Origin of the sequence: Caballeronia fortuita (genome assembly GCF_001544835.2) — a bacterium.
In the GTDB taxonomy this organism is placed as follows: Bacteria; Pseudomonadota; Gammaproteobacteria; order Burkholderiales; family Burkholderiaceae; genus Caballeronia; species Caballeronia fortuita.
The window spans coordinates 260,728-287,437 of sequence record NZ_FCNX02000003.1 but is presented as its reverse complement, the minus strand read 5'-3'; the positions used below and the strand labels follow the sequence as shown (position 1 = coordinate 287,437).

The following is a 26,710-nucleotide window of genomic DNA, read 5'->3' as shown; positions in this document are numbered from 1 at the left end:
TGGCGATACAAAGCGGAACGGATCTGATCGAAAAAAAAGCGCGCCGCAGCGGGCGCGCTTTCCGTGTCCGTTCCTGCTCGCGGCGGTTATCCGTGGCGCGCGACGGCGCTTTCGGTTTCCGTATCGCGCGTGGCGCCCTTGGCCGGACGGCCTGCCCAATAACCCGCGAGCATCGACCCGGACAGGTTGTGCCACACGGAAAAGAGCGCGCCCGGCAGCGCCGCGATCGGCGTGAAATACAGCTTGCCGAGCGTCGCCGCCAGACCGGAGTTCTGCATGCCGACTTCGATCGCGAGCGTGCGGCAGACGGCTTCGTCGAAGCCGAGCAGCCGCCCGCCCCAATAACCGCCGAGCAGGCCGATGCCGTTGTGCAGCACGACGCCCACCGCCACGACCATGCCGACCGACGCGATGCTCTTCTGCGTGCCGCCGACGACCGCCGCGATGATGAGCAGGATCGACACCATCGACACGAGCGGCAGCATCCATTCGATCTTGCGCACGAACTTGCCGAACAAATGATTCACGACGAGGCCGACGACGATCGGCAACGCGACGATCTGCAGGATGCTCATCAGCATGCCGTGCACGTCGACGGTGATCGATGCATCGACGTAAAGACGCGTGAGCAGCGGTGTCGCGAACACGCCGACGAGCGTCGACAGCGCGCTGATCGTGACGGACAACGCGACGTCGCCGCGCGCGAGATAGATCATCACGTTCGACGCGGTGCCGCTCGCGACACTGCCGACGAGCACCATGCCCGCCGTCAGATCGGGCGGCATGCGCAGCGCCTTGGCGATGACCCACGCGGCGAGCGGCATCACGAGGTAATGCAGCACGATGCCCGCGATGACCGGCGCGGGCCGCGTGAACACGCGCCTGAAATCGTCGATGGAAAGCGTGACGCCCATCGACAGCATGATGACCGTGAGAAGCGTCGTGACGTGTGGCGCGATGCCCGTCACGGACGACGGCGTGCTGTAGGCGGCGATGGAAACCAGCACGGCCCAGAGCGGGAAAAGGCGGGTGATGCGGGCAAGCATGAAAACGTTCCTCGAATGTCGTTGCGTGTCGGGTGTGTCGGGTGGGTCGGGTGGGTCGTGTGTCTCGTGTGTGTGCCGGCGGTGGCGGCGGCGCGCGGGATGACCGGACGCCGCGAACGCACGATGCGTGGCCTTCGTGAGGCGGACGCGGCCCGCAACGCCGCTGCGCGCGGGTCACACGCGTATGCGGCCGGATAACGGGCTGGCGCCGCATTTTACCCGGCGCGCGGCGCTTATTCTGAAGCCGCTTAATTCGCACGATGCAAGCGCGATTCTCTGGCTCATTCGCGGCTAATTCTGCGGCGTCATGATGCGCATCAAACAACCGCTCGCAAGGAGATGAACATGACGCCAATCGCCATCATTCAAGGCACGCCGACGTGGGTCTGGGTGCTGCTCGCTTTCCTGCTCTTTCGCGGCTTCAAGGCGATGCAGGCCAGCACCGCGCCGCTGTCGAAGCTCGCGATCATTCCGGTGATTTTCGCGGGCATGGGCATCTCGCATCTGATGTCGTCGCCGCTCGCGGGATGGACCGACATCGCTGTGTGGATCGTCATGCTGGGCGCGGGCATCGTGGGCGGCGTGTTCATCGCGAGCCGCAGCCGCTTCATCGTCGATCCGGTGGCGCGCACCGTGATGCTGCCGGGCTCGCTTCTGCCGATGGCGCTGATCGCCGCGACCTTCATCGCGAAGTTCTGGCTCGGCTTCGAACTCGCGACTGCGACGAACCTGGCCGCACTGTCGACCTATACGATGATCGACGCCGCCGTATCGGGCATCGTCGCGGGCATCTTCGCCGGACGCTTCTTCACGTACTGGAAAACGATGCATGCGCTGCAGGCCTCGTGTGCCTGAGCGTTGCTTAAGAATGCATCCGCTCGCGAATGGCGTCACACTTGTTACTCTCGATCGTCCGCTTTTCGAGTCAGACTGAATCACGGCAAACCACGCAAGAGCCCGACTCAGGAGGTTGCAAAAAGCCATGACCACATCACACGAAAACGAGATGCGCACGCCGCCCGTCGTGTCGCAAGAGGAATGGGAAGCCGCGCGTCAGCAGTTGCTCGTGAAGGAAAAGGCGCACACGCGCGCACGCGATGCACTTGCCGCCGAGCGCCGCCGCATGCCGTGGGCCGCCGTGAAGACCGGCTACGTATTCGAAGGCCCCGGCGGCAGAATCGGCTTTCTCGATCTGTTCGACGGACGCCGGCAGTTGATCGTCTATCGCGCGTTCTACGAGCCCGGCGTATTCGGCTGGCCAGAACATGCGTGCCGCGGCTGCTCGATGGTGGCCGATCAGGTCGCGCACGTCGCGCATCTGAATGCGCGCGACACGACACTCGTCTTCGTGTCGCGCGCGCCGCAAGCGGACATCGCGCGGCTGAAGGAACGCATGGGCTGGAACATTCCGTGGTTCACGCTCACCGATCGTTTCGATGCGGATTTCGGCGTCGACGAATGGCACGGCACGAACGTGTTCTTCCGCGACGGCGATCGTGTCTTCCGCACCTATTTCCTCAATAATCGCGGTGACGAGCAGATGGGCAATACGTGGAACTACCTCGACATCACGCCGCTCGGCCGTCAGGAATTATGGGAAGACTCGCCTGAGGGCTATCCGCAGACGCCGACATACAAATGGTGGAACTGGCACGACAGTTATGTCGACGATGCGCCGCCCGACAAAAAATGGGTCGAAATCTCCGACGCGGGCGAAGCAGCGTTTCGTGCGGAGAGCGCAAAAAACAAGACGTGAGAATTGAACATGGAGCCGTCGTCGCCCGATGCCGGCTCCGTTCCGTTTTTTCTTCAGCTTATTTCGTTAAAGAAATGGGCAAACGTTTCCGTTAACGAAATCATCAGCGACGCGCGCATGCGTCACTCGGCTCCCGCACCAGCCGGCACTTCTTGCCGCTTTCGCCTGGACGCCTTCTCGTCCATCTCCAAACGGATTACCTGCTCATGAAGAAGTCGTTGGCCGTCTGCGCGGCCGCTATCGGCACGCTCGCCGCGTTTGCCGCTCCGCTCTCGCACGCCCGCGAGATTTATGGCCAGATCGGCACCGAAGGTGTCGGCATCGGTTACGCCGAACCGCTCGGCACGCGCGACAACCTGCGCGCCGAATTCAACGGCCTGAAGTTCTCCCATGATTTCGATGCAGGCGGCCTGCACTATGACGGCACCGCGAGCATCTATCACGGCGGCTTCTACATCGACTTCTTTCCCGCACCGAACACCGTGGGCTTTCGCCTCACGGCCGGCGCGCTCGTCGGCGGCGATCATGTCGATGCCACCGCGACCAGCATGAACGGCACTTATACGATCAACGGCATCGCCTATCCGACGTTCGGCCAGAGCATTCACGCGAAGGCGAAGTTCCCCACGGTGCGCCCGTATCTCGGCATCGGCTTCGGACATACGCCGGTCGCGCAAAAAGGCTTCTCCGCGTTCTTCGATGCGGGCGTCGCGTTCGGCCGTCCGCGCGTCGAGCTGGACGTGCCCGCGGATATCGTCGCGGAAGCGGGACAGGACAACATCGACGCGGAAAAGCAGGACCTTCAGGACAAGGCCGACAAGCTGCGTTTCTATCCGATCGTCAAGGTCGGCGTCACGTATCGCTTCTGATTGCGCTCATCGAGCCTCGAGCGCGAACGTCAGCCATTCGCCGACGATCGCCTCGGGCGCGTCTTCCTGCATCAGATGCCCTGAACCCGGTACGCGCGTGAAGCGCGCGCCCGGAATCAGCGACGCCAGTTCGGCGCCGCGCGCCACCGGTATCCACTCGTCTTCCTCGCCCCAGAGAATCGACACGGGACATTGCAGTTCGCCATAACGCGATTGCACTTCATCCGTATAGTGCTGATCCATCTGCGCGATCTGCCGATAAAACGCGGCCTGCCCCGCATCGCCCGTCCAGGGCCGCGTATAGACGCGCAAGGTCTCTTCGGGCAGCTTCCGATACGCCGCGCCTTGCAGATACGCATCGAGCATCGCCTGATGCATGTATGGCGGCACGCCCGCGAACGCCGCTTGATGCAGGCGCACATGACGCACGAAGGGCGATCCCCACGGCGCCACGGCCACCGGATCGACGAGCATCAACGAACGATACGCACGGCCGTCGAGCAACGCGGCTCGCAGCGATGTCGCGCCGCCGAAGTCGTGCGCGAGCACGTCGGGCAGCGCGCCGTTCCAGCCGGCGCTCCAGTGTTCGAGCAATGCAGCGAGGACGCGGTTCTGCACGCCGAGCGACACGTCCTGTCCCTCGCGCATGTCGGATGCGCCATAGCCCAGCAGATCGAAGTAGTGCACGCGCCGCGAACGTGCCGCGATCGGCGCAATGCGTCGCCACACCTGAGACGAAAACGGCGTCCCGTGCACCAGCACGAGCGGCCTTCCTTCGCCGATCACGCCATAGCGCACGGCTTGTCCTTCGAAGTCGAAAACATGATCGAGCGGCAAGTCACTCTTCGATTCGCTCATGGCGCGTTCCTCGAATCCGTCGAATGTCGATGCACGAGGATAATGTACGCGGCGCAATGCTGCAGTTGACCAAAGCGCGGCGTCGATCTATATTCCCTTTCAGCTATATAACCAATCGGCCATCGAACCGTCATGTGCGAAGAGGACTTGAGTCAGGTGTTCGCGGCACTCGCCGATCCTACGCGCCGCGCGATCCTCGCGCGGCTCGCGGGCGGAGACGCCACCGTGAACGAACTCGCCGAGCCGTTCGACATGAGTCAGCCGTCCATCTCCAAGCATCTCAAGGTGCTGGAGCGCGCGGGGTTGATCTCGCGAACGCGCGAAGCTCAGACGCGCCCTTGCCACCTCGAACCCGCGCCGCTTTTTGAAGTGGCGAACTGGGTGGAGGCGTATCGGTCGCTATGGAATGCGAGCTTCGACCGCCTCGATGCCTTGCTTAACACGAACGCGAAAGCACAGCCGAAGAAACCACCGACATCGAAAGGAAGAAAAACATGCAGCAAGATAACGCTACGGTCGCGCAAGGCGTAGTCTTCGAAATGAACCGCGTATTCGATGCGCCGCGCGAGCGCGTCTGGCAGGCATGGAGCGAAGCGAGCCAGATCGCACGATGGTGGGGTCCGCAAGGCTGCACGCTGGACCTGCTTCGTTTCGAGTTTCGTCCAGGCGGCTTCTTTCATTACGCGATGACATTCGCTGGCGCGCCCGCGATGTGGGGCCGCTTCAATTATCGCGAGATCGTGGAGCGCGAGCGCATCGTGTGGCTCAACTCGTTTGCGAACGAGCACTGCGGCATCGCGCGCGCGCCGTTCAGCGAAGCGTGTCCGCTGGAGATCGAGAACGTCGTCACGTTCAGCGAAGAGAACGGCAAGACGTCGATTGCATTGCGTGCGCAGCCCTTCGGTGCGAGTGTGGATGAACAACGCTTTTTCGCCGACTTGCGTCCGTCGCTTCAGCAAGGTTATGGCGGCACGCTGGATCAACTCGGCGCGTTTTTGCGCGGCGCATGACGCGCCGCGCTTGCCCGCTCAACGCAGATTCGTGCGCGCGAGTTCGACGATTTCATCGCCGCGTCCGCTCAGAATCGCTCGAAGCATATAGAGGCTGAAGCCCTTCGCTTGCGACAGTTCGATGGTCGGCGGCATCGCGAGTTCGTGCTTGGACGTGACGACATCGACGACCGCCGGCCCCGTGTGTGCGAACGCTTCGCGCAAGGCGTTTTCGAGTTGCTCCGACTCTTCGACGCGCACCGACCAGATGCCCGCGCCCTTCGCGATCTGCGAGAAATCGGTCTTGCTCAGATCGACGTTGGTGTCGAGATAACCGCCTGCCTTCAGCTCCATCGACACGAAGCCGAGCAGGCTGTTGTTGAACACGACGACCTTGATCGGCAAGTCGAGTTGCACGGCGGAAAGAAGATCGCCGAGCAGCATCGAGAGTCCGCCATCGCCCGACAACGACACCACTTGCCGCTGCGGTTTCGCGGCCTGTGCGCCGAGCGCCTGCGGCATCGCGTTGGCCATCGAGCCGTGGTTGAACGAGCCGTGCAACTGACGCTTGCCGTTCATCGTCAGATAGCGCGCGGCCCAGAGTGTCGGCGTGCCGACGTCCACGGTGAAGATCGCGTCTTCATCGGCGATTTCATCGACGAGCTTCGTCAGATATTGCGGATGGATAGGACGTCCCGACGCGGATGGCGTCGCGAGATCGTCGAGGTCCTTGCGTGCGCTCGCATAGTGCTTCAGCGCGTTCTCCAGGAAACGCCGCGCGTCCTTGCGATGCAGCTTCGGCAAGAGCGCGGCCAGCGTTTCCTTGATCGTGCCGACGAGCCCCATTTCCAGCGGCGCGCGGCGTCCGAGTTGCGAGCCGCGCCAGTCGATCTGCACGATCTTCGCTTGCGGCGGATAGAACGGACGATACGGAAAATCGCAACCGAGCAGCAGCAGCGTGTCGCAGGACATCATCGCGTGGTAGCCCGAACTGAAGCCGATGAGTCCCGTCATGCCGACATCGAACGGATTGTCGTATTCGATGAACTGCTTGCCGCGCAGCGCGTGGACGATGGGTGCGCCGAGCGTATCGGCCAGCGCGACCACCTCGTCGTGCGAGCCCGCGACGCCGCTGCCGCACATGATCGTCACCGCCTCGCAGCCGTTCAGAAGACCCGCGAGCTTGTCGAGGTCCGCATCGGCAGGCACGATCGCGCCCGGCGCACTCGCGCTCCAGCGCGGCTCGATGCCCGGCCCCTCGCTCAATGCGACATCGCCCGGCAAGACGATGACGGCGACGCCACGCTGATCGAGCGCCGCGCGCATCGCGCGTTCGAGCACGCGTGGAAACTGCGAAGCATTCGAGACCAGTTCGACGAAATGGCTGCACTCCTTGAACAACTCTTGCGGATGCGTTTCCTGGAAAAAGCCGAGCCCGATCTCCGTCGATGGAATATGCGCCGCGATGGCCAGCACCGGCTGATGATTGCGATGACAATCGTAGAGGCCGTTGATCAGATGCAGATTCCCCGGACCGCAACTGCCCGCGCATACGGCGAGCTTGCCTGTCGCGGCGGCGTCCGCACCGGCCGCGAATGCGGCGGCTTCCTCGTGACGCGTGTGCATCCAGCGGATCGAGCCCACGCGATCCAGGCTGAATGCCAGCCCGTTCAGGCTGTCGCCGGTAACGCCCCAGATGCGCTCCACGCCCGCCGCCGCAAGCGTCTTCGCGAGATAGTCCGCAATCGTGTTTTTGGCCATCATGCTTCCCAAGGTGAGAGGAGGATGTCTAAAAAATGACGACGCCGCATGCGAAACCGTGCACCGCGCATCGGGCATTGGCTCAATGCATGCAGGATTCAAAAAGCATGGAGAAGTGTACGCCGGAGGATGGCGGATTGTCCGCGACAGTGCGCGAGCCGCTTGGGGCGGCGCTCTAGCGACATTACGAATACAACCAGATTCCCGGATACGAATCCAGCAAAATCGTAAGCGATGGATCTTCGCTGGCAAGCTGGCGATCAATTATGAACGAAAAGAACCTGGCTGACCTTGCGCACCTGTTTGATTTCACCTAATGCAAGCACGTCTTCGAAATACGTAGCGTCGCCGTCGTGCGTTTTGTCGCGAAAGCCGACGCGCTTTGCAAGCTCCGTTCTGGCGATGAAGCAGCCGATATCGATCGATCTGCGCTCAGGACGCGTTTCGAAAAATGAATAAGCGGGCTGGCGTCGGCAGCCGGCGTTTTCGTGGCTATGAATCATGTCGCACATGACGACGGGAACGTCGAGCGGCGCAGCCGCGGCAAGCATAGTTTCGATGAATATGGGGCAGTAGTAATTGTCGCCATTGGTGAGCAAAGAGCCATTCATGCTCCGCCATGCCGATACCCCATTCGCGCAGCGTGTGGCCAAAATCGTTATGACGGACTTGAGTCGCGAAGAAGCGCATCAGTTCGGGATGTCTGCTTCCGTATGTGTGACCGACCTGGTCGAACTCGGCGTCCGGCCCATCGTGAACGACGGTGAGGCGAAAGTCGTGCGATGTCTGAGACAACATACAGTTGAGAAACGTCTCCAGTTTCGGGCCATGCCGATAGGTGACGCATACGATGTCGATCTGCTCATGGTGCAGGTACGATTGCTGCCGGTTAGGCATGATAGCAGCTTGCTTACCTGCGTCCATTAGAAGCGATGCATTGCCGCTGGCGTCACGGGCGGAGAGCAGCGAGCGAGCCGCCCATGACGCACTTCCCGGCTCACCCTTTGCGCATGCTCTCCGGAAGATCGCGCCCGTGATACCTCTTGTAGATCGTGTTGAGGTTGCCGCTCTTCATGTTCGTACCGACCCAGTTGTTCACCCATTCCTTGAGGCGCGGCTGATCCTTGTTCATCGCGATGCCGAGATCGAATGTCTTCTGCTCGAACTTCATCTCGATGTTGCGTTGTGGCGCGCGGTCCTGCATCTCCTTGAGGTTCGAAGGCGTGCTCGAGAAGATGTCCACCTGGCCGGTGACCATCGACGTGATGAGCGTCGCATCGTCTTCATAGCGCTGGATCTGCGCGCCCTTCGCCTGTTGCGTGGTCAGCGTGTCGTTCACCGTGGCGCGCGTGAGGCCGATGGTCTTGCCGTCGAGATCGGGATAGCCCTTCACGTTGACCGACTTCACGCCGCCCACGATGATCGAGATCACCGCATACGGGTTCGAGAAATCGACCACTTTCGCGCGCTCCGGCGTGACCGACAGCGAAGAGATCACGAGGTCCGCGCGCTTCGCCTGCAAGGTCGGAATGCGTGCGGCATTGGTGATCTGCACGAGTTCGAGCTTCACGCCCAGGTCCTTCGCGAGCGCTGCGGCAGTATCGACATCGGAACCCGCGGGCTTGAGGTTCTGGTCCGCATAGCTGAAGAGCGGCGTGCCGATCGCAATCGCGACGCGCACGACGCCCGCCTTCTTGATGTCGTCGAGCTGGTCGGCCATCGCGCTATGCGCCGCGCCTGCCATCATCAACGCAGCGAGGGCCGCGCGGGCAATGATCGTCTTTGCTTTCAATTCAAGTCTCCGTTGTTATCGATGTTGCGTTAGTCGAATCAAAGTCCGTCAATCAAAGTCCGTTATTGAGGAATGCGCGCAGTTCGGGCGTGCGCGGCGCATCGAGCATGGTGCCGTCGCCCACTTCCCATACCTTGCCCTGATGCATGTAGATGATGCGATCCGCCACGCGCTTCGCGAAGGCCATCTCGTGCGTGACGAGCAGCATCGTCATGCCGTCGGCCGCGAGGTCTTCCATGACGCGCAGCACTTCGCCCGTCAATTGCGGATCGAGCGCCGATGTCACTTCGTCGAACAACATAACCTTTGGCGACATCGCGAGCGAACGCGCAATCGCCACACGCTGCTGCTGTCCGCCCGACAATTGCTCGGGATAGGCATCGGCCTTCTGTCCGAGACCGACCTGCTCCAGCACGTTCATCGCGATGCCACGCGCTTCGTCGCGCGACATCTTCTTCACGTGGCGCAGCGCGAGCACGATGTTCTCTTCGACCGTTAGATGCGGAAAGAGGTTATAGCTCTGAAACACGATGCCCACTTCGCGGCGCAAGCGATGCAGATCGACCTTCGGATCGTCGACGCGAATACCGCACACTTCGATCTCGCCCTGATCGATTGTCTCCAGTCTGTCGATGCATCGCAGTGCCGTGCTCTTGCCCGATCCGCTCGCGCCGATCACCGCGATCATCTCGCCCTTGTTGACTTCGAAGGACACGCCCTTGAGAACATGATTGGAGCCGAAGCTCTTGTGTATATCGTCGACCTTAACGATTGCTGACATTGAGCTTGTTCTCCATCGATTGGCTCCAGCGCGAAAGCGGATAGCACAGGACGAAATAGAAAGCGCCGACCAGCCCGAAGATGAGGAACGGCTGGAAGATCGAGTTGTTGATGATCTGCCCCGCGCGCGTCAGTTCGACGAAGCCGATCACCGATGCAAGCGACGTCATCTTGATGAGCTGCACGAGAAAGCCGACAGTCGGCGGCAGCGCGAGACGCATCGCCTGCGGGATGATCACGAGGCGCAGCGTCTGCCAGCGCGTGAGCGAGAGGCACTCCGACGCCTCCCATTGCGGCTTCGGCATCGCTTCGATACAGCCGCGCCAGATGTCGCCGAGATACGCGCTGGAATAGACCATCAGCGCGAGGCCGGCCGCGACGAGCGCGGGCACCTGATAGCCATACACCGACAAGCCGAAGTACACGATGAACAGCAGGATAAGGAGCGGTATGCCCTGAATCGCTTCGATATAGACGAGCGCCACGCGCGCGAGCCATGCGCGCGGCGAGATGCGCGCGAGCATCACGACGAAGCCGCCTATGCCGCCGAGCACGAACGCGAGCACGGAAAGCACGAGCGTCCAGCCGATCGACTGCACCAGATAGGCGAGATGCGCCGACGTGAATCCGCCGCTCATGCCGCACCTCCGGGAATCACGGTATCGATGCGCGGCGAATCGGGCGGCGTCTTGCCCGCGCGCTTCGCGGCGAGTCGTATCGCGCGGCGTCGCTTGAAGATATGCTCGCCCACGGCCCACGCGATGAGCTTGATGACGAGCGACAACGCGAGATACAGCGCCGCGACCACGATGTAAGTTTCGAGCGAACGGAAGGTATCGGACTGCACGGTGTTCGCGACGGCGGTCAGTTCTTCCGCCGAGATCTGCGAAGCGATCGCGGAAGCCTGCATCATCAGCAGGAACTGGCTCGTCAACGCGGGATAGACCTTCTCGATCGACGGTTGCAGCATCACATGCCAGCCGATGCGCCACTTCGAGAGCCCGAGACATTCGGCCGCTTCGATCTGCCCGCGCGGCACCGATTCCAGCCCCGCGCGGATGATCTCGGCCGCGTAGGCGCCGATGTTGATCGTCATCGCGAGCGTGGCGGCCGCGAACGTCGGCATGCGCAGGCCGATGCTCGCAAGACCGAAGTACAGCAGAAAGATCTGCACGAGGAACGGTGTATTGCGCACCGCCTCGATATAGACGATGCACACGCGCGTCAGCACCGGCACCTTCGCGCGCTTGGCGAACGCCACCAGCATGCCGAGGATCAGACCGAAGAACACTGCCACGCACGTCATCTTGAGCGTGAGCCATGCGCCTAGCAGGAACGTCGGCCAGTACGGCAGCAGCGGTGTGAAATCGAGAGAAAACATGGCGGCGAATGTCCCTGTGATGTCTGGGCGCTGGATCGGCCGCGATCAGCGCGGGATGTATGACGACATACTACGAATGCCGTGATACTGCATCTTGCATGCATTAAACCGGGTCGAACGGGCCGGTCGTCGTGAAGGCGCCCCCTTGCAGCACCGCTACCGGATCCGTGGGCGAAGGCGGCGGCGTCGCCTCGATCTTGTCGCGGAACTGCTCGGACGAGTCGCGCGGCACGAAGCCCAGATGCGCGGCGCAGCGGTTGTCCCACCAGGTGTGCGCGTTCGCGGACATGCCGAAGACGATCGTATGGCCGACCTCCTTCGTGAATAGACTGCGGCGCAAGAGGTCGTGATAGTCGTCGTAGCTCATCCAGCTCGCCATCATGCGGCGGTCCTTCGGTTCCGGAAACACCGAGCCGATGCGGATGCTCACCGTCTCGATGCCGTATCGGTCGAAATACATCTGCGCCATGTCTTCGCCGAACGACTTGGACAAGCCGTAATAGCCGTCGGGACGCTTGCGCGCGGTGGCATCGATTCGTTCGTCTTGCCGATAGAAACCCGTCACGTGATTCGAGCTCGCGAACACGATGCGCTTTACGCCCTGACGTCGCGCGGCTTCGTAGAGATTGAACACGCCCTTGATGTTGGCTTCGAGAATCTCTTCGAAGGGACGCTCGACCGACACGCCGCCGAGATGGACGATCGCGTCGCAATCCCTTGCGAGCGCATCGACGCTCTGCCGGTTGGCGAGATCGCACGGGACGAGTTCTTCGTGAGGCGCGGCGTCGTGCGGCAGGACGCCGGGCAAGTCGGAAATGCGCACGCGTTCCGCAAATTCGGCGACACGATGCCGGATCGCGCGGCCGATGCCACCCGCGGCGCCCGTCAGTAGCAGACGGCCGAATCGTGCGACGCCATCGACGGACGGCGTGCCCTTGTCTTGTTCCATTGCGTTGTGTCTCCCGAAGGCTGTCATCGCTAGGGATTACCCTGCGCGCGTCTTCTTGTACGTTGTCATATCACCGCATGCCGCATATCATCATTTGCCGAACGATTTGTCAACGTGTGTAAAACCCACGCCAACGAGAACGCCGTGACGCCATTGCCGGATCTTCATGCCGATCTTGATGCACCCTCGATTGCATCGCCGGGCATGCGACGCAGCCTGACTGCGCAACTCGTCGACGCATTGCGCGCGCAGATCGACGCACGAGCATTGAAGGCCGGCAGCCGCCTCGCGACGGAAGCGGAAATGGTGCAGCGTTTCGGCGTGAGCCGGACAGTCGTGCGCGAGGCGCTATCGCGTTTGCAGGCGGCCGGCGTCGTGGAGACGCGGCATGGCATCGGCACGTTCGTCTGCGAGGCGGGCGCGGCGTCGCTGCTTCATCTCGATCCCGCCGATGTCGCCGGCTCGATCGATGCCCTCGCCATCCTCGAATTGCGCATCAGTCTCGAAACCGAAAGCGCGGGACTTGCCGCGATGCGTTGCGATGCCGCGCGGCTCGCCACGATGCGCGCGGCCCTCGACGACTTTTCGAAGAGCGTGGGCCAAGCGGCCGATACGGTCTCGCCCGATCTGCGCTTTCACATGGAGATCGCACACGCGACGGGCAATCGATACTTCGTCGAGATCATGGAGCATCTGGGCACGCGCATGATTCCGCGCACGCGCATCACTGCAACGCCGATTCCGCGCGAGCGATACGCCGAATATCTGCTACGCGTGAATCGCGAGCACGAGCAGATCGCGGACGCCATCGAACGCGGCGATGCCGATTCGGCGCGCACCGCGATGCGTCTGCATCTGATCAATAGCCGGGAGAGATTGCGGCGGGCGCAGTCGGCGCCCGATTGAATGCAAAAGACCACGTATCGACGCGGTCCTTTGCATACCAAATGCAGAATCAACGCGCCATGTTCGGCTCGCCGTCATCCACATCGTGCGCGCCGGAAATCGTCTCCAGGGCCTGATCGTGATGCAGCAGGAGGACCGCCGCGACACCGACCATGCCCGCGCCCGCGAGACACAGCAAGCCCGCGCCGAAGCCGCCCGTGCTGTCCTTGATCCAGCCCATCGCATAGGGACCGAAGAAGCCCGCGAGATTGCCGAGCGAATTGATCGCCGCGATGCCGCCCGCCGCCGCCGCGCCCGAGAGGAACGAAGCCGGCAGCGTCCAGATCACCGGCAGGCAGCCGAAGATGCCGAAGCCCGCGATCGACAGAGCAACCATCTTCAACACCGGATTATCGAGCCCCGCCGATGCCGCGATGCCACCCGCTGCCACCATCAGCGCAATCGCGACGTGCCAGCGGCGCTCCAGTTTCCGATCCGAATGACGGCCCCACAGCACCATGCTGACGACGCCGACCGCATAAGGCAGCGAAGTGACGAAGCCGGTCTGCAGGTTGGTAAGGCCGAACGACTTGACGATCTGCGGCAGGAAGAAACTCAGGCCGTAGTTGGTCGCATTCGCGCCGAAGTAGATCAACGCGATGGCCAGCACGCGCGGATTGAAGATCGCTTCCTTCACGCTGAACGCATGAACCGATTCACGATGCGCCCGCTCCTGCGCCTGACGATTGACGAGCCAGTCGCGTTCTTCCTTCGCGAGCCAGTGCGCGTCCGTGGGTCTGTCGGTCAGATAGAAGTACACGACGAACGCGAGCAGCAGCGCGGGAATCGCTTCGATCAGATACAGCCATTGCCAGCCCGCCATGCCGTTGATGCCGTCCATCTGCAGCAGCGCGCCCGAGATCGGCCCGCCGATCACGGTGGACAACGGAATCGCCGCCATGAAGTAGCCGACGACGCGGCCCCGGTACTTCGCCGGAAACCACAAGGTCAGCAGAAAGATGATGCCCGGAAAGAAGCCCGCTTCCGCTACGCCGAGCAGAATGCGCAAGCCATAGAACACATATGCGTTCGAAAGGCCCGTCGCCTGCGCGATGTGCGGAATGTAGGCCATCGCCGCCGCGAGGATGCCCCACGTGAACATGATGCGTGCGATCCAGCGGCGCGCGCCGAATCGTTCGAGCAGCAGATTGGAAGGCACCTCGAAAAAGAAATAGGCGATGAAGAAAATGCCAGCGCCGAAACCGAACATGCTCGCGGTAAAGCCGAGCGCCTTGTTCATCTGCAACGCGGCAAAGCCGACGTTGACGCGGTCCAGATAGGCGATGAAGTAACACAGGATCAGGAACGGCACGAGGCGAACCATCACGCGCTTCATGGTGCGAGCTTCAAGGTCCATCAATGTCTCCTCCGGATTAGAGAATCGGTCGATCGCTGGTATTCGAATTACCTGCGGAGACTACTCTTTCAGAAGGATTTAAAGCATTGGTGTTTGTTCTTGGTATCGGTTCCGAAGCGCGACGTGATGCGTCACCTTGCCGTCCGTTCGATGCGCGCCAGCGCGGTGCATCGAACGTTTGCGCCCCTGAAAAAACGCGAAAAAATTGCGTACGGCGCGCATGATGCGCCCCGTTTCGCGCAGTTTATGCGACCGGTAACATTCCCGCGTACTCCGGCTCCGGTAAGCCTTGCACGCCGGGGTTCAAAGCGAACACGTAGCCGTCGTCGTCGGTGGCATTGGTTGCCGGACGAATCGTCGTGACATAGAGCGTTTTCAGATCGCCGCCGCCGAAAGCGCACATCGACGGTTTGCTCGCGGGCAGCGCGATTTCGCGATCGAGTTCGCCGCGCGGCGTGAAGCGCAGCAAGCGTCCCGCATCGTTCGCGCAGGTCCAGTAACAGCCGTCGGCATCGACCGCGGCGCCGTCAGGCCGGCCCGTGTAGTGATGCAGATCGGCGAACACGCGCCGTGGGCCCGGCGTGCCGGTGTCGGGATCGAAATCGAACGCCCACACGATGCGGCGCTGCGGATGCGAGTCCGACAGATACATCGTCGTGCCGTCCGGCGACCATGCCAGGCCGTTCTGCGTGATGAGGCCATCGACGACCGGCGCAGACAACACGCCCTTTTCATTGAACCGATACAGCGCGCCGGCGGGGCTCGCGAGCGACATGTCCTGCACCATCGTTCCAGCCCAGAAGCGCCCTTGCCTGTCGCAGCGGCCATCGTTGAAGCGCATGCCCGTCGCGGGGAACGAAGGCGCGGCGAGCTTCGCGGCGCGCGCGTCGCCCGTATCGGAAAGCGTCACGGCGAACACGCCGCTTTCCATGCCTGCGACGACGCGCCCGGCTTTGTCGAACGCAACGCACGCGACCTGTTCGTCGAACGCCCATTCCGTACGCCGTGCGCGTTCGATCTCCAGCCGGATGATGCTGCGCGCCGGAATATCGACCCAGTACAGCGCGTCTTCCTGCACGCGCCACACCGGACATTCGCCGACCGTGGCGCGCTCCGCCGCGTCGAGCCGCTCCGCGCGCACGGCGGCGCTCATCGCTTGCGCTCCATCGGCTCGCCGAGCACGAACGCGCCGCCCTGGAAGCGCTGCGCGGGATCGTCACGTTCAGCCGTCGGCCCGGTCACCGGAAAGAGCCCGCTGAATTGCGCGGAGCTGTCTTGCGGATTGAAGCCGAGGAAGCCCGCCTTCGCGTTGTCCCACCACTTCACCGGATTGTCCGACACGCCATACACGACCGCATGACCCACGCGATTCGTGAACAGCGAGCAACGCACGAGTTCGATGAAATCGCGGTAGCTCAGATATGTCACGAGCATGCGCGGATTCTTCGGTTCCTCGAACGACGAGCCGATGCGCAGGTTCACCGTTTCGATCCCGAAGCGGTCGAAGTAATAGCGTGACAGCGATTCGCCGAAGCACTTCGTCACGCCATAGAGACTGTCCGGGCGATGCGGCGCGTCGGCATCGAGCACTTCGGTCACCGGATGAAAGCCGATTGCATGGTTCGAACTCGCGAACACGATGCGCTTCACGCCATGACGGCGCGCCGCCTCATAGATGTTGTACGTGCCGCGAATATTCGCTTCGATCAGATCGTCGAAAGGCGCGTCGATGGAAATGCCGCCGAGATGGACGATCGCATCGACGCCCTCGACGAGTTGCATCACCTTGTCGCGATCCGCGAGATCGACGGCGCTGATTTCTTCGTGGCTCGCCGCATCGTCGAGCGGCGCGATGTCGGAAAGCCGCACGACATCGGCCCATTGCGCGAGCGCGCCGCGCAACTGACGACCCAGATTGCCGGCCGCGCCGGTCAGAAGCAGGCGCTTGAACGGTTTGGCCGCTGCGTTTGGCTGATTCATCGAGACTCCTTCGAATACGTGTTGATGCGTTGAAAGCAGAAAAGAAGAAAACGTTTTCGGCACTATAGCGATCCGTCGCGTGCGCGGTCAATTGGCGCTGGCATGCAAAAGGCCGCATGCAAAAAGCAAGAAACGATGTCATCGTTTCCCAAATTTCTGCGACAATTCGGTAACACTGCGAAAACGTTACCCTCCAAATGAAGAAAATTTCCCCGACCATTCGCGACGTCGCCGCCGCGGCGGGCGTCTCCGTCGCGACCGTCTCCAAGTACATCAACGGTGCGCAACGCTTCTCCGCGCCGGTCGAAGCGAAGCTCAAGGAAGCGATCGATTCGCTAGGCTATCGCTCGAACCCGCTCGCGCGTTCGATGATCACCGGCAAGACGCGCACCATCGGACTCACGATCCTCGACATCAGCAACCCGCACTTCACCAACGTCGTGAAAGGCGCGAACCGCATCGCGCTGCGGCACGACTACACGCTGCTGCTCGTCGACATCGACGAAAACCAGGCGCGCGAACGGCCGCTGATCGAAGCGCTCGCGCAACGCGTCGACGGCCTGCTCGTCAGCTCGCGTCTGCCCGACGAAAACGCGCAGTGGATGCTCGATCTCGACAAGCCCGTCGTGCTCCTGCGCAACGCCGAGCTGCCCATTCCGAGCGTCGGCATCAACAGCGCTCTTGCCACTTACATGCTCACGCGTCATCTGCTCGACCTCGGGCATCGCCGCATCGCGTATCTCGGCTTCGAGCATGCGCGCATCAACGACGAACGTATTCGCGGCGCGCGCGAATGTCTCGCCGAAGCGGGCCTGGAACTCGACATCTACGAGGCTCACGCGCCGACCTCGCTCGCCGGCGAACAGGCGTGTTCGCGCGTGATGCTCGGACCGAAGCGGCCGCAGGCGGTGATCTGCTACAACGACCTGATCGCGCTCGGCTTCATGAAGGAAGCCGCATCGCTCGGCATTCGCGTGCCGCAGGACGTATCGGTGACGGGCATCGACAACGTTCCTTACGGCGCGTATGCCGCGCCCGGCCTCACGACCGTCGACATCCAGAGCGAGAAGATGGGCGAGCTCGCGATGCAGAAGCTCATCGACGCCCTCGCCGGCCATCCCGATCCCGGCAACTCCATGTTCGAGCCGCGGCTCATCGTGCGCGAATCCACCGCCGCGGCTGCATGACGCGCGCCGCGTTGCCTGCGAGTTGCGAGTGCGGGCGGCGCGGCGCATATCGATACTGATAATTAGCGATTAAGTGGCGATCAGGCTGCGAGCTTGGCCGGCGTCATCTTCGGCGTGAGCATGTGCATGATCGCGAAGGCGATGAGATACGCCGATGCGCCGATCGCGAACAGTACCCAGTAATGCCCCGTGCGTTGCAGCACCTGGCCGATGACTTCCGAGAACAGCACGCCGCCGATCGAACCGGCCATGCCGCCGATACCGACCACCGCGCCCACCGCACGTCGCGGGAACAGGTCCGATGCGGTCGTGAAGAGATTGGCCGACCAGCCCTGATGCGCCGCCGCCGCGAGGCCGACGATCGCCACCGCGACCCAGAGATTCTCCGCCTGCGAGACGAACGCGATTGGCAACACGGCGCATGCGCAGATGAGCATCGCGGTCTTGCGCGCGGCGTTCACCGACCATCCCGCACGCAGCAGCGCGGACGAAATCCAGCCGCCGCCGATGCTGCCAATGGTCGTGATCGCATAGATGACGACGAGCGGCAAGCCGATATGCTGCATGTCCATGCCGCGCGATTCGTTGAGCCACTTCGGCAGCCAGAACAGATAGAACCACCACACCGGATCCGTCAGGAACTTGCCGACGATGAACGCCCACGTCTCGCGCTTCCTGATGAGTTCCTTGAAGCCCGGCGCGCGCGCTTTCGCGTTGGCGGCATCGGCGGCGTTGGCTTCGTCGCCTTCATCGGCGATTTCGTCGTCATGTGCGCGGCCATCCGGCTGGCGATACATCACGAACCACACGACGAGCCACACGAGACCGATCGCGCCGACCATCACGAATGCCGCGCGCCAGCCGAAGGCCACCGCGAGCGCCGGGATCAGCGCCGGTGCGAACACCGCGCCGATGTTCGCGCCAGAGTTGAAGATGCCCGTCGCGAGCGCACGTTCACGGCGCGGAAACCATTCGGCAGTCGTCTTGATGGCCGCCGGAAAATTGCCGCCCTCGCCGATGCCGAGCAGCGCGCGAACCATCGCAAAGCCCATCACCGAGCCGACGGCCGCATGCAGCATCGCGGCGATACTCCAGATGAACATCGCGAGCGCATAGGAGATGCGCGTGCCCAGCCAGTCGACGATACGCCCGAAGCACAGCAGACCGATAGCGTAGAACGCCGAGAACGCGATCACGATGCGGCCGTATTGCACCTGCGTCCAGCCGATGTCGTGCTGCAGCATCGGCGCGAGCAGACCGAGGATCTGCCGGTCCATGTAGTTGATGACCGTGGCGAAGAAAAGCAGCGCGCACACGGTCCAGCGATAGCGGCTGGCGGTACGCACGACGCCGGCAACGACAGTGTTCATGAAAGTCTCCGGACGCGGCGGCGCTCGTCGTGCCGCGTTTCTTGTTGCGTGAACGGCGACGAGCGCCGTGGGCGATAGCTGTGCGTCTTAGAAGAACGCAAGCCGGCCTTGCTTTTTGGAAAACGTTTTTCTGAAGGATAGTGAATTTGCTGCTAGCTGGCTATCCTGGTATTTGCCCTAACGCCAGCGGTTTGCCCCTTGGCAGGGGCCGCCGGCGATCCGCACGGAACCACGCGAAAGTTAATCGTTTTCTAGGAAATGCTGTGCGCGGCACCGCCTGGCATTTTGCATTCAGCCTTTTGAATGCAAAGAAAGGCAAATTAAAGATGCGGGCAAGATATGCCGATAAGTGCCATACAACTCCTATCGCTCAGTCATTCCCCATGCTTCGAAATGCCCTGGCCCGGACTAACGTCGGGACCAAATTCGCCGTGCTCGCTTGCGCGCTCACGGCAATCGTTGTCGCCTTCTTCACCATCGCCGTTACGCGGAGCGCGGGCGAGCAAGTCAACGCCCATGCGCTCGCGCGCGTCGAAAGCGAAAACCGCTCGATCGCAACGATGATCGGCCTCTACGATCAGACCGTCAGCGCGGAAGTCACGCGCTTCATGACGATCTTCGCGCATCGCCTGCCCGCCGATTTCTCGCTCGACGAGACGCGGACGGTGGACATCGGCGTCATCGCGACGCCAACGCTTCTCGCGGGCGGTCAGCCGCTCAACAACGACTTCGCGATCCCCGACGCATTCCTCGCGGAAAGCGGCGCGATCGCGACGATCTTCGCGCGCACCGGCGACGACTTCGTGCGCGTGACGACATCGCTCAAAAAACAGGACGGCGCACGCGCGATCGGCACGCTGCTCGACCGCAAAGGCCCGGCCTATGCGCCGATACTCGCGGGCAAGTCGTATATCGGTCTTGCGGCGCTGTTCGGCAAGCAATACATCACCGAGTACAAGCCCGTCACCGATGCATCGGGCCGCGTGATCGGCGCGCTTTTCGTGGGCGTGGACGTGACCGCCGAATTCGCCGCGCTGCAGGACAACATCGCGAAACTCGTGATCGGCGCGAGCGGCTATCACTTCGTCGTCGATGCGTCGAACGGCGCGAATCGCGGCAAGCTGCTCGTGCATCCCGGCTCGAAAGGCGAACTGGCCGATGAACGCATCGCGCCCTTCGCGCAGATGCTCGCCGCTCGCGTTGGCAAGCTCATGTTCGACGGCGTCGACATCGCAGGCGCGGACGCACGCGTGCATGGCGGCACGAAGGAAATCGTGTATATGACGGTGCCGCAATGGCAGTGGATGATCGGCGGCATCGCCTATCGCGACGAACTGCTCGCGGACGTGCATGCGAGCCGCAATCGCTTCCTGATGCTCGGGCTCGTCGTCGTGGCGCTGCTCGTCGGCGTGCTGCTCTATGCGGTCAGGCGGCTCGTGGGCCGTCCCATCGACGACGTGACGCGCGCCTCCGAGCGCATCGCGGCGGGCGATCTCACCGTGCGTGTCGACAGCGCGCGCGAGGACGATATCGGCCGTCTGATGCGTGCGATCGACGGCATCGCGCGCGGACTCGCGGGCATCGTCGCGCAAGTGCGCAGCGCATCGGCCGACATGAACGAAGGCACTGCGCGCATCGCATCGGGCAGCAGCGATATCGCGACGCGCATCGCCACGCAAGCGGCGAGCGTCGAGGAAACCGCCGCGAGCATGGAAGAAATCACGAGCACGGTGCAGCAGAACGCAGCGAACACGGCGCAGGCGGGCACGCTCGTCGCATCGGCATCGGACGCGGCGCGGGCGGGCGGCGATGCAGTCGGACGCGTAGTCGAAACGATGGGCGAGATCGACGCATCGGCGCGACGCATCGCCGACATCACCGCGACCATCGAAGGCATCGCGTTCCAGACCAACATTCTCGCGTTGAATGCCGCCGTTGAAGCGGCGCGCGCAGGCGAGCATGGCAAGGGCTTCGCCGTCGTCGCATCGGAAGTGCGCGCGCTCGCGCAACGCAGCGCGGGCGCGGTGAAGGAGATCGAAGTGCTGATCGCCGAATCGGCCGCGAAGGTGGCGCGCGGCTACAAGATCGCCGAGGAAGCGAGCAGCACGATGGGCGGCATCGTCGAGCGCGTCTCGCGCGTGAATGCGATCGTCGACGAGATCGGCGTTGCATCGCGCGAACAGGCGAGCGGCATCGAGCAGGTGAACAGCGCGGTCATGCTGATCGGCGAGGCGACGCAGCAGAACGCGGCGCTCGTCGGCGAAGCGGAGCACTCCACCGCCGAGTTGCGCGATCAGGCCGAGCGTCTCGCGCGGGTCGTCAGCATGTTCCGCGTGTGATGCATCGTGGTGGCATGGCGCGCAATGTCATCGTCAGATCTCGATGAAGATGCGCCCGCCCTCCACTTTCGCGGGGTACGTGCGCAGCTTTTCGCAAACAGGCGCGCATAGCGGCCTGCCATCACGGATATCGAAACGCCCGTTATGCTTCGGGCATTCGATGACATGGTCCATCACGAAGCCATCGCTCAGATGGACGTGCTCGTGCGTGCAGAGGCCGTCGCTCGCGTAGACGGCATCGTTCACGCGATAGATAGCGAAGGTGCGGCCATCGTGATCGAAACGCATCACGTCTTCGTCTTCGATGTCGTTCATCGCTGCAGCCTCGATCCATTGCGTCATGGGAGTCGTCTCCTTGTTCATGCCTGAGTCGCGGCGGGCATCGGCCGCACGACGTGATAAGACGGATCGCGCGTCTGCCGAACGAGCGCCGGAATGATCTCCGCATAGGCCGCAATCGTGCTTGCATACGGCGGCGGCATTTCGTGCTTCACCGCTTCGTGCAGGCGCGGCAGCGCGTGATACGGCACCATCGGAAACATGTGATGCTCGACGTGGTAGTTCATGTTCAGATAGAGGAACCTGAACACGGGATTCATCATGACCGTGCGGCAGTTCTTGCGATGATCGAGCACGTTCTCGGGCATGCCCGCATGTTGCGTGAGACCGAAGAATAAATAGAGCCACGCGCCGTAGAGACTCGGCAAGCCGATGTAAAGCAGCGGCAGAATCGAACCGAAGACGAAGCACGCGGCGATCACCGCAACGTAAATCCCGAGCGTGATGCGCGCTTCGAGAATAACCTTGCGCCATTCCGATTCCGGCACATACGTCTTTTCCTCTTCGCCAATATCGCCGAACGCACCCGAAATGATCTTCGGCACTTCGGCCGCCGCGTGCTTCAGCGCGAACACGTTCAGCGCGAGACTCAGCCAGTCCGTCGGCAGCGGCACCGCGATCTCGCGGTCGCGCCCGACCACCAGCGTATCCGTGTGATGTCGGGCGTGACTCCAGCGCCAGATGGTCGGACGGCGAAACACCTGAAACGAAGCCGCCTGATAAAGCACCTTGTTCATCCACGATGTCTTGAACGCGGTGCCATGACCGCTCTCGTGCCAGCGTGAATCGGCGGGGCCGCAATAGAGCGCGCCGTAGAGAAGAAACGCGGGAACAGCCCAGAGTGAATGCGCTTGCCATGCGAACCACGCAAGCACGCCGCTCGCAATGATCGATGCATACCAGATCAGCGTGTCGCGAATGGCGCGCGCGTCGCCGCGTTGCATCAGGCTCTTCATGAGCGGACGGGGCACCGCGCACTTGTACCACTGCGCATTGACGAGTCCCGCGGCCTTCGCGCGTTCGCCCGCGCCGCCGATCAACTGGTAATCGCGATATCCATCGCGAGAGCCCACGCCCTGCGCTTGCTCCGATTCCATCACGTCACCTCAACCGATGATTGGAATTACATCATTCATTAGTGTTCGATCGATGATAGAAGCGAGCGCATTGTGGGCGCAATACCCGCGCGCATTTGCTATCTTTAAGCATCATCGCGCGGATCGAAAACACATCAATTACATCAACGATGAGCAAGCGTCCCACACTCCAGTCCGTGGCCGAAGCGGCAGGCGTGAGCCCTGCCACGGTCGATCGCGTGTTCAACGGGCGCATCAACGTGCGCGAAGGCACTGCGTTGCGCGTGATCGAAGCGGCGGAACGCATCGGCTATCACGGCGCGGGACTCATGCGCGATCGTCTGCGGGCCCAGCGAGGCGAGCAACGGCAGCGCTACACGATGGGCTTTTGTCTGCAGAAGCGCGCCGATCCGTTCTATCAGACTTTCGCGCGCGTTCTCACGGATGCGGCCGCACGTCATGAGCCCGAGCATTGCGATGCAATCATCGAATACATGGACGAGCTCGATCCGGCTTCCATCGCGCGCACGCTGCTTTCGCTCGGCGAGCAGGCGGATGCGCTCGGCGTGGTCGCGGTGGATCATCCGCACGTGACGGCTGCAATCGAAGCGCTTCATGCGCAGGGCAAGCCCACGGTCACACTGCTGTCGGATCTGAGCGCGCCGTTGCGTGCGGGCTATATCGGCGTCGATCCGCGCAAGAGCGGACGCACGGCGGCGTGGGCGGTGAGCCGGCTCACGCGTCGGGACGAAGGCACGGTCGGCGTGTTCGTCGGCACGCCGCGCTATCTCGGACAAGAAAGCTGCGAGATCAGCTTCCGTTCGTATCTGCGTGAACATGCGCCCGGTCTGCGCGTGCTCGATACGCAGATCAATCTCGAAGACCGACAACTCGCCTATGAAGCGACGCTCGCGATGCTTGCGCGTCATGCCGATCTTGCGGGTCTATACATTCCCGGCGGCGGCGTGGGCGGCGTGATTCGCGCGCTGCGCGAAGAAGCGCGAGAACGCCGCATCGTCACGGTGTGCAGCGATCTGATGCCGGACCGCTATGAGGCGCTCGTCGAAGGCATCATCGATCTCGTCATCGATACACCGCTTCAGCGCATCGCCGAAACTTCCATTCAGGCGATGCTGCGCGCGTTGCAGGCGTTGCCCGGTGAAGCTGCACAAGCGAGCCAGTACCCTTTGCCGGCACAGCTCTATACGCCGGAGAACGTCTGAGCGAAGCGCTCACGATCAACTCATTCTTCGTGCTTAGTCTTCCTGGCGAGGTCCATTCGTTCAAGGAGAACAATCATGAAGAAGCTCGCAGCTGCACTTCTCGCCGCCGCCGTATCGGTCCCGATGCTGTCTTATGCGCAATCGCCCGCGCCGTCGAAGTCCGCGGACGGCGCAACGTCGAACGCGAAGTCAGGACAGTCCGCCCATTCCTACGAAAACTTGCAAAGCGGCTGGGCGACGCAGCCGTCACCGCAAGCACTCGGGCAATCGGTCTATACGCATCGTTGAATCAGGGAATTATTTCCTCATGCACGACGTTTTTATCCTACAAACGGAAAAATATGCAGCCTGTTGCTACAGTTGCTTGCACGATGAAACCGTTTGTCACGCCTTATCATGCGAGATGTTCCACGCATGTGGCCCAGCGCACGGAGCGAGACGCATCGCGGACGATAACGTTTGCGGGACTTCGCGTACCGCTTTGAACGATGCGCCGCAGCGAGTTGTTTTCCACTAGTATGTCTCGAAGCGCTTCGTCATCGCTTCGTCGCGTGAAACGGCTAGCATAGGCGCTTGGGGAACCCTTGCAGCACTAGCCAATCTATTAACGGTTGTTCTATCGACATGCACGTCAGGCCGGGAAACCCGGGGCCCGCCACATGACGTGACATGCTCCAAGAATAAAGCGCCGCACGAACTTAATCATGCGCGAGCCCGAAGCGGCATCCGCCCTTGATCCGTCATGTGCGGCACTGGCATTTCGAACGAATCGCAAGCGCCTGGTACGCGGCGTGCGTCGCGCGATACGTCGATCCAGCCACATCCATCAGAGCAACTGCATGTCAACGACTCTTCGCATCATGCATGCGCGGAGGCAGAGCCCAAACATTCGACGGAGAGCGTCATCTATGCCGTATGAGAGTGACTCCTTGCGAGACACCAGTCCGCTGCTCAGCATCGTCGTGGCGGCTTACAACATCGAGGGATACATCGAGGAAGCGCTCGAATCTCTCCTGTCCCAGCCTTATATCGACGCGATCAAGATCATCGTCGTCGATGACGGTTCTCCCGACGAAACCTATGCGGCAGCGCAAGCGGTCGTCGAGCGCGATCGCGGCGTGCACATCGAATTGATTCACCAGGAAAACGGCGGCTTGAGCGCCGCGCGCAATACCGGCCTCGCCGCCGTGCGCACGCCTTATGTCGGTTTCCTCGACGGCGACGATATCTATCTGAAGGACTTCAGCGAAGCCATGATCCCGCTTCTCGCCGAGCGCAGGTGGGACGTGGTCGAATACAACGTCAAGATCATCAACGACGATGGGCGCGAACTCGACGAAATCCAGCTCGCCGATGAGACGACGAGCGGCGGTCACCCGATGGACCGCGCGGCGCTTCAGGAATTCGCCAACCGGTTCCACACATTCGCATGGGCGCGCGTGTATCGCACCGATCTGTTCGACGCGGCGCCGTTTCCCGTCGGACGAAATTACGAGGACATGGCGCTCGTGCCCTCGACCTATCTTCGTGCGAAGAGCATCTATCGGATCGCCACGCCGTTGATCGGCTATCGCCGCCGCTTCGGCAGCATCACGCAGACGGCGAAACTGCGCGACATGCACAATCTGCGCGTCACCGGACAGGAAGCGCTCGCGCATTGCGACGGCGGCGAGATGGACGAATTCTGGCTGACCGTCTTCGATAAACTCTTTCAGCGCGCATGCCACGTATGCGCGCGCGTCGATCGTGCATCGTTCAAACAGGCTTCGGAGACGCTCACCGCGATGGCCGTCGATCATCGCAAGATGCGCGAAAAGCTCACTGCGCGCGGTGGACGTCAGGTGGTCGAACTCAAGCCTTTCGATCTGAACGTCCGCGCCGATCGCTCCATTCACTTCCTCAAAGGGCTCGTGAAGAAAGTGTTGCGACGTAGCCTCGATCATCATCAGCGAGCACGGCGCCCGAGCACGTCGAATCAGTTGAGCGGTTGAGCGGTGAATCGAAGCGTGCGTCGCTCTTACGCCGCTTCGATGGCGCGCAGGCTCATTTGCTTGTAGGTGTCGACGAGCAGCGCGCCCTCGCCGCGCCTCTGCGCCACGGCGAGGCGCATCGTCTCTTCGCCTAACTGCCAGATCAAGAAAGCAAGCGCGTTGACGCGCTTGCTGTCCACGCGCGGCTTGACGCGCCTGATGGCCGCCGCGAGCAACGCGCCGCACGCCCGGCTCTCCGCGATCTCGATTCCCATCAGTTCCTTGTCCGAGCGCAGCGCCGACGAAATGTCGCGAATCACAGGCTTGTCCAGCACGATTTCATAATATTGGTCGACGAGCGACGCGAACGCACTCAACAATTGCGCCTTGTTCTGCACGGCGTCGAGCGCTTCGCGCACGCATCGGCGGCTTTCCGCCGCATACGATTCCGCGAGCGTGCGGACGATCGCGCGCTTGTCGGGAAAGTATTGATACAGCGAGCCGATCGATATCTCCGCAAGCTCGGCGATCTCGCTCATCTTGACGTGCTCGCTGCCCTTGTCCGCGATCAGTTGCTGCGCGACTTCCAGAATGCGATCCAGGCGCTCGCGACTGCGTTGCTGCGCGGGCTGCCTGCGCGGCGGCTTCTCTTGCATGACGATTCCTTTGCCGCATGAATGCGTGCCGAAAATGCTTGACAGTCAAACATGAGTATCTATCATGTTTTAAACGTGAGCAACTCT

Annotated in this window: 27 protein-coding genes; 11 read left to right on the top strand and 16 right to left on the bottom strand. The window is 62.2% G+C overall.

Annotated elements, in window-relative coordinates:
• Positions 1-86: 86 nt before the first annotated feature.
• A complete protein-coding gene (gene panS / locus AWB77_RS08310; protein ID WP_061133927.1) occupies positions 87-1,046 on the bottom strand; it encodes a ketopantoate/pantoate/pantothenate transporter PanS in 960 nt (319 codons plus the stop codon).
• 345 nt (positions 1,047-1,391) lie between these two features.
• Here panS and AWB77_RS08305 point away from each other — a divergent pair, with 345 nt between their 5' ends.
• The 3 genes from AWB77_RS08305 to AWB77_RS08295 all read left to right on the top strand — a co-directional run bounded on the left by AWB77_RS08305 (position 1,392) and on the right by AWB77_RS08295 (position 3,671).
• Positions 1,392-1,901 (top strand): DUF6622 family protein, encoded by a 510-nt coding sequence (locus AWB77_RS08305; RefSeq protein WP_061134093.1) that lies wholly within the window; start codon positions 1,392-1,394, stop codon positions 1,899-1,901.
• A gap of 127 nt (positions 1,902-2,028) precedes the next feature.
• Positions 2,029-2,802, top strand: coding sequence for a DUF899 domain-containing protein (locus tag AWB77_RS08300; protein ID WP_061134092.1), 774 nt, complete (start codon positions 2,029-2,031; stop codon positions 2,800-2,802).
• A 206-nt stretch (positions 2,803-3,008) separates the two neighbouring features.
• Entirely contained in the window at positions 3,009-3,671 is a 663-nt protein-coding gene (locus AWB77_RS08295) for a hypothetical protein (RefSeq protein ID WP_061133926.1), read from the top strand.
• Positions 3,672-3,677: 6 nt separating this feature from the next.
• On the opposite strand, the gene AWB77_RS08290 is transcribed toward AWB77_RS08295, so the two are convergent.
• Positions 3,678-4,529, bottom strand: coding sequence for an alpha/beta fold hydrolase (locus AWB77_RS08290; protein ID WP_061133925.1), 852 nt, complete (start codon positions 4,527-4,529; stop codon positions 3,678-3,680).
• Positions 4,530-4,661: 132 nt separating this feature from the next.
• Here AWB77_RS08290 and AWB77_RS08285 point away from each other — a divergent pair, with 132 nt between their 5' ends.
• Together AWB77_RS08285 and AWB77_RS08280 are read left to right on the top strand one after the other, a co-directional pair.
• Positions 4,662-5,060: an ArsR/SmtB family transcription factor gene (locus AWB77_RS08285; protein ID WP_061133924.1), complete on the top strand. Its 399-nt coding sequence runs from the start codon at positions 4,662-4,664 to the stop codon at positions 5,058-5,060.
• Positions 5,024-5,539, top strand: coding sequence for an SRPBCC family protein (locus tag AWB77_RS08280; protein WP_061133923.1), 516 nt, complete (start codon positions 5,024-5,026; stop codon positions 5,537-5,539). Before AWB77_RS08285 ends, AWB77_RS08280 begins: the two co-directional genes overlap by 37 nt.
• A gap of 18 nt (positions 5,540-5,557) precedes the next feature.
• On the opposite strand, the gene poxB is transcribed toward AWB77_RS08280, so the two are convergent.
• The 7 genes from poxB to AWB77_RS08240 all read right to left on the bottom strand — a co-directional run bounded on the left by poxB (position 5,558) and on the right by AWB77_RS08240 (position 12,181).
• Entirely contained in the window at positions 5,558-7,279 is a 1,722-nt protein-coding gene (gene poxB, locus AWB77_RS08275; RefSeq protein ID WP_061133922.1) for a ubiquinone-dependent pyruvate dehydrogenase, read from the bottom strand.
• Positions 7,280-7,539: 260 nt separating this feature from the next.
• Positions 7,540-7,890, bottom strand: coding sequence for a hypothetical protein (locus AWB77_RS08270; RefSeq protein ID WP_157694775.1), 351 nt, complete (start codon positions 7,888-7,890; stop codon positions 7,540-7,542).
• A gap of 386 nt (positions 7,891-8,276) precedes the next feature.
• The gene (locus AWB77_RS08260; RefSeq protein ID WP_061133919.1) at positions 8,277-9,071 is read right to left on the bottom strand and encodes a transporter substrate-binding domain-containing protein; all 795 of its coding nucleotides are present in this window, start codon (positions 9,069-9,071) and stop codon (positions 8,277-8,279) included.
• 52 nt (positions 9,072-9,123) lie between these two features.
• Positions 9,124-9,852 carry an amino acid ABC transporter ATP-binding protein gene (locus AWB77_RS08255; RefSeq protein ID WP_061133918.1) on the bottom strand — a complete coding sequence of 243 codons (729 nt, stop codon included), beginning with the start codon at positions 9,850-9,852 and terminating at the stop codon, positions 9,124-9,126.
• Complete coding sequence (locus AWB77_RS08250) at positions 9,836-10,489, bottom strand: amino acid ABC transporter permease (protein WP_061133917.1); 654 nt, start codon at positions 10,487-10,489, stop codon at positions 9,836-9,838. Before AWB77_RS08250 ends, AWB77_RS08255 begins: the two co-directional genes overlap by 17 nt.
• Entirely contained in the window at positions 10,486-11,232 is a 747-nt protein-coding gene (locus AWB77_RS08245) for an amino acid ABC transporter permease (protein WP_061133916.1), read from the bottom strand. Before AWB77_RS08245 ends, AWB77_RS08250 begins: the two co-directional genes overlap by 4 nt.
• Before the next feature lie 103 nt (positions 11,233-11,335).
• A complete protein-coding gene (locus tag AWB77_RS08240; RefSeq protein WP_061133915.1) occupies positions 11,336-12,181 on the bottom strand; it encodes an NAD-dependent epimerase/dehydratase family protein in 846 nt (281 codons plus the stop codon).
• A 144-nt stretch (positions 12,182-12,325) separates the two neighbouring features.
• Here AWB77_RS08240 and AWB77_RS08235 point away from each other — a divergent pair, with 144 nt between their 5' ends.
• Entirely contained in the window at positions 12,326-13,087 is a 762-nt protein-coding gene (locus AWB77_RS08235) for a FadR/GntR family transcriptional regulator (RefSeq protein WP_096031100.1), read from the top strand.
• Positions 13,088-13,136: 49 nt separating this feature from the next.
• Here the strand turns inward: AWB77_RS08235 and AWB77_RS08230 are convergent, their stop codons facing one another.
• The 3 genes from AWB77_RS08230 to AWB77_RS08220 all read right to left on the bottom strand — a co-directional run bounded on the left by AWB77_RS08230 (position 13,137) and on the right by AWB77_RS08220 (position 16,463).
• Positions 13,137-14,483: an MFS transporter gene (locus AWB77_RS08230; RefSeq protein ID WP_061133913.1), complete on the bottom strand. Its 1,347-nt coding sequence runs from the start codon at positions 14,481-14,483 to the stop codon at positions 13,137-13,139.
• Positions 14,484-14,727: 244 nt separating this feature from the next.
• A complete protein-coding gene (locus tag AWB77_RS08225; RefSeq protein ID WP_061133912.1) occupies positions 14,728-15,636 on the bottom strand; it encodes an SMP-30/gluconolactonase/LRE family protein in 909 nt (302 codons plus the stop codon).
• Positions 15,633-16,463 (bottom strand): NAD-dependent epimerase/dehydratase family protein, encoded by an 831-nt coding sequence (locus AWB77_RS08220; protein WP_061133911.1) that lies wholly within the window; start codon positions 16,461-16,463, stop codon positions 15,633-15,635. The genes AWB77_RS08225 and AWB77_RS08220 overlap by 4 nt, the downstream gene beginning before the upstream one ends.
• A 197-nt stretch (positions 16,464-16,660) precedes the next feature.
• Between AWB77_RS08220 and AWB77_RS08215 the strand changes: the two genes are divergently transcribed.
• A complete protein-coding gene (locus AWB77_RS08215) occupies positions 16,661-17,650 on the top strand; it encodes a LacI family DNA-binding transcriptional regulator (protein WP_061133910.1) in 990 nt (329 codons plus the stop codon).
• An 80-nt stretch (positions 17,651-17,730) separates the two neighbouring features.
• On the opposite strand, the gene AWB77_RS08210 is transcribed toward AWB77_RS08215, so the two are convergent.
• Positions 17,731-19,020 carry an MFS transporter gene (locus AWB77_RS08210; RefSeq protein ID WP_061133909.1) on the bottom strand — a complete coding sequence of 430 codons (1,290 nt, stop codon included), beginning with the start codon at positions 19,018-19,020 and terminating at the stop codon, positions 17,731-17,733.
• 383 nt (positions 19,021-19,403) lie between these two features.
• On the opposite strand from AWB77_RS08210, the gene AWB77_RS08205 reads away from it, so the two are divergent.
• Complete coding sequence (locus AWB77_RS08205; protein WP_061133908.1) at positions 19,404-21,359, top strand: methyl-accepting chemotaxis protein; 1,956 nt, start codon at positions 19,404-19,406, stop codon at positions 21,357-21,359.
• Positions 21,360-21,392: 33 nt separating this feature from the next.
• Here the strand turns inward: AWB77_RS08205 and AWB77_RS08200 are convergent, their stop codons facing one another.
• Complete coding sequence (locus AWB77_RS08200) at positions 21,393-21,701, bottom strand: non-heme iron oxygenase ferredoxin subunit (RefSeq protein WP_061134091.1); 309 nt, start codon at positions 21,699-21,701, stop codon at positions 21,393-21,395.
• Between the two features lie 17 nt (positions 21,702-21,718).
• A complete protein-coding gene (locus AWB77_RS08195; RefSeq protein WP_061133907.1) occupies positions 21,719-22,795 on the bottom strand; it encodes a fatty acid desaturase family protein in 1,077 nt (358 codons plus the stop codon).
• Between the two features lie 149 nt (positions 22,796-22,944).
• On the opposite strand from AWB77_RS08195, the gene AWB77_RS08190 reads away from it, so the two are divergent.
• The 3 genes from AWB77_RS08190 to AWB77_RS08180 all read left to right on the top strand — a co-directional run bounded on the left by AWB77_RS08190 (position 22,945) and on the right by AWB77_RS08180 (position 25,988).
• A complete protein-coding gene (locus tag AWB77_RS08190) occupies positions 22,945-23,997 on the top strand; it encodes a LacI family DNA-binding transcriptional regulator (RefSeq protein WP_061133906.1) in 1,053 nt (350 codons plus the stop codon).
• Between the two features lie 75 nt (positions 23,998-24,072).
• Entirely contained in the window at positions 24,073-24,285 is a 213-nt protein-coding gene (locus AWB77_RS08185) for a hypothetical protein (RefSeq protein WP_061133905.1), read from the top strand.
• A gap of 641 nt (positions 24,286-24,926) precedes the next feature.
• Complete coding sequence (locus AWB77_RS08180; protein ID WP_244158493.1) at positions 24,927-25,988, top strand: glycosyltransferase family 2 protein; 1,062 nt, start codon at positions 24,927-24,929, stop codon at positions 25,986-25,988.
• A 26-nt stretch (positions 25,989-26,014) separates the two neighbouring features.
• Here the strand turns inward: AWB77_RS08180 and AWB77_RS08175 are convergent, their stop codons facing one another.
• Positions 26,015-26,623: a TetR/AcrR family transcriptional regulator gene (locus AWB77_RS08175; RefSeq protein WP_061133903.1), complete on the bottom strand. Its 609-nt coding sequence runs from the start codon at positions 26,621-26,623 to the stop codon at positions 26,015-26,017.
• Between the last annotated feature and the right edge of the window lie 87 nt (positions 26,624-26,710).

What these genes read in the sequence shown, in the direction of transcription:
- panS (WP_061133927.1), bottom strand. Translation starts at nt 1,046, where the DNA reads ATGCTTGCCCGCATCACCCGCCTTTTCCCGCTCTGGGCCGTGCTGGTT.
- AWB77_RS08305 (WP_061134093.1), top strand. Translation starts at nt 1,392, where the DNA reads ATGACGCCAATCGCCATCATTCAAGGCACGCCGACGTGGGTCTGGGTG.
- AWB77_RS08300 (WP_061134092.1), top strand. Translation starts at nt 2,029, where the DNA reads ATGACCACATCACACGAAAACGAGATGCGCACGCCGCCCGTCGTGTCG.
- AWB77_RS08295 (WP_061133926.1), top strand. Translation starts at nt 3,009, where the DNA reads ATGAAGAAGTCGTTGGCCGTCTGCGCGGCCGCTATCGGCACGCTCGCC.
- AWB77_RS08290 (WP_061133925.1), bottom strand. Translation starts at nt 4,529, where the DNA reads ATGAGCGAATCGAAGAGTGACTTGCCGCTCGATCATGTTTTCGACTTC.
- AWB77_RS08285 (WP_061133924.1), top strand. Translation starts at nt 4,662, where the DNA reads ATGTGCGAAGAGGACTTGAGTCAGGTGTTCGCGGCACTCGCCGATCCT.
- AWB77_RS08280 (WP_061133923.1), top strand. Translation starts at nt 5,024, where the DNA reads ATGCAGCAAGATAACGCTACGGTCGCGCAAGGCGTAGTCTTCGAAATG.
- poxB (WP_061133922.1), bottom strand. Translation starts at nt 7,279, where the DNA reads ATGGCCAAAAACACGATTGCGGACTATCTCGCGAAGACGCTTGCGGCG.
- AWB77_RS08270 (WP_157694775.1), bottom strand. Translation starts at nt 7,890, where the DNA reads ATGAATGGCTCTTTGCTCACCAATGGCGACAATTACTACTGCCCCATA.
- AWB77_RS08255 (WP_061133918.1), bottom strand. Translation starts at nt 9,852, where the DNA reads ATGTCAGCAATCGTTAAGGTCGACGATATACACAAGAGCTTCGGCTCC.
- AWB77_RS08250 (WP_061133917.1), bottom strand. Translation starts at nt 10,489, where the DNA reads ATGAGCGGCGGATTCACGTCGGCGCATCTCGCCTATCTGGTGCAGTCG.
- AWB77_RS08245 (WP_061133916.1), bottom strand. Translation starts at nt 11,232, where the DNA reads ATGTTTTCTCTCGATTTCACACCGCTGCTGCCGTACTGGCCGACGTTC.
- AWB77_RS08240 (WP_061133915.1), bottom strand. Translation starts at nt 12,181, where the DNA reads ATGGAACAAGACAAGGGCACGCCGTCCGTCGATGGCGTCGCACGATTC.
- AWB77_RS08230 (WP_061133913.1), bottom strand. Translation starts at nt 14,483, where the DNA reads ATGGACCTTGAAGCTCGCACCATGAAGCGCGTGATGGTTCGCCTCGTG.
- AWB77_RS08225 (WP_061133912.1), bottom strand. Translation starts at nt 15,636, where the DNA reads ATGAGCGCCGCCGTGCGCGCGGAGCGGCTCGACGCGGCGGAGCGCGCC.
- AWB77_RS08220 (WP_061133911.1), bottom strand. Translation starts at nt 16,463, where the DNA reads ATGAATCAGCCAAACGCAGCGGCCAAACCGTTCAAGCGCCTGCTTCTG.
- AWB77_RS08215 (WP_061133910.1), top strand. Translation starts at nt 16,661, where the DNA reads ATGAAGAAAATTTCCCCGACCATTCGCGACGTCGCCGCCGCGGCGGGC.
- AWB77_RS08210 (WP_061133909.1), bottom strand. Translation starts at nt 19,020, where the DNA reads ATGAACACTGTCGTTGCCGGCGTCGTGCGTACCGCCAGCCGCTATCGC.
- AWB77_RS08205 (WP_061133908.1), top strand. Translation starts at nt 19,404, where the DNA reads ATGCTTCGAAATGCCCTGGCCCGGACTAACGTCGGGACCAAATTCGCC.
- AWB77_RS08200 (WP_061134091.1), bottom strand. Translation starts at nt 21,701, where the DNA reads ATGACGCAATGGATCGAGGCTGCAGCGATGAACGACATCGAAGACGAA.
- AWB77_RS08195 (WP_061133907.1), bottom strand. Translation starts at nt 22,795, where the DNA reads ATGGAATCGGAGCAAGCGCAGGGCGTGGGCTCTCGCGATGGATATCGC.
- AWB77_RS08190 (WP_061133906.1), top strand. Translation starts at nt 22,945, where the DNA reads ATGAGCAAGCGTCCCACACTCCAGTCCGTGGCCGAAGCGGCAGGCGTG.
- AWB77_RS08185 (WP_061133905.1), top strand. Translation starts at nt 24,073, where the DNA reads ATGAAGAAGCTCGCAGCTGCACTTCTCGCCGCCGCCGTATCGGTCCCG.
- AWB77_RS08175 (WP_061133903.1), bottom strand. Translation starts at nt 26,623, where the DNA reads ATGCAAGAGAAGCCGCCGCGCAGGCAGCCCGCGCAGCAACGCAGTCGC.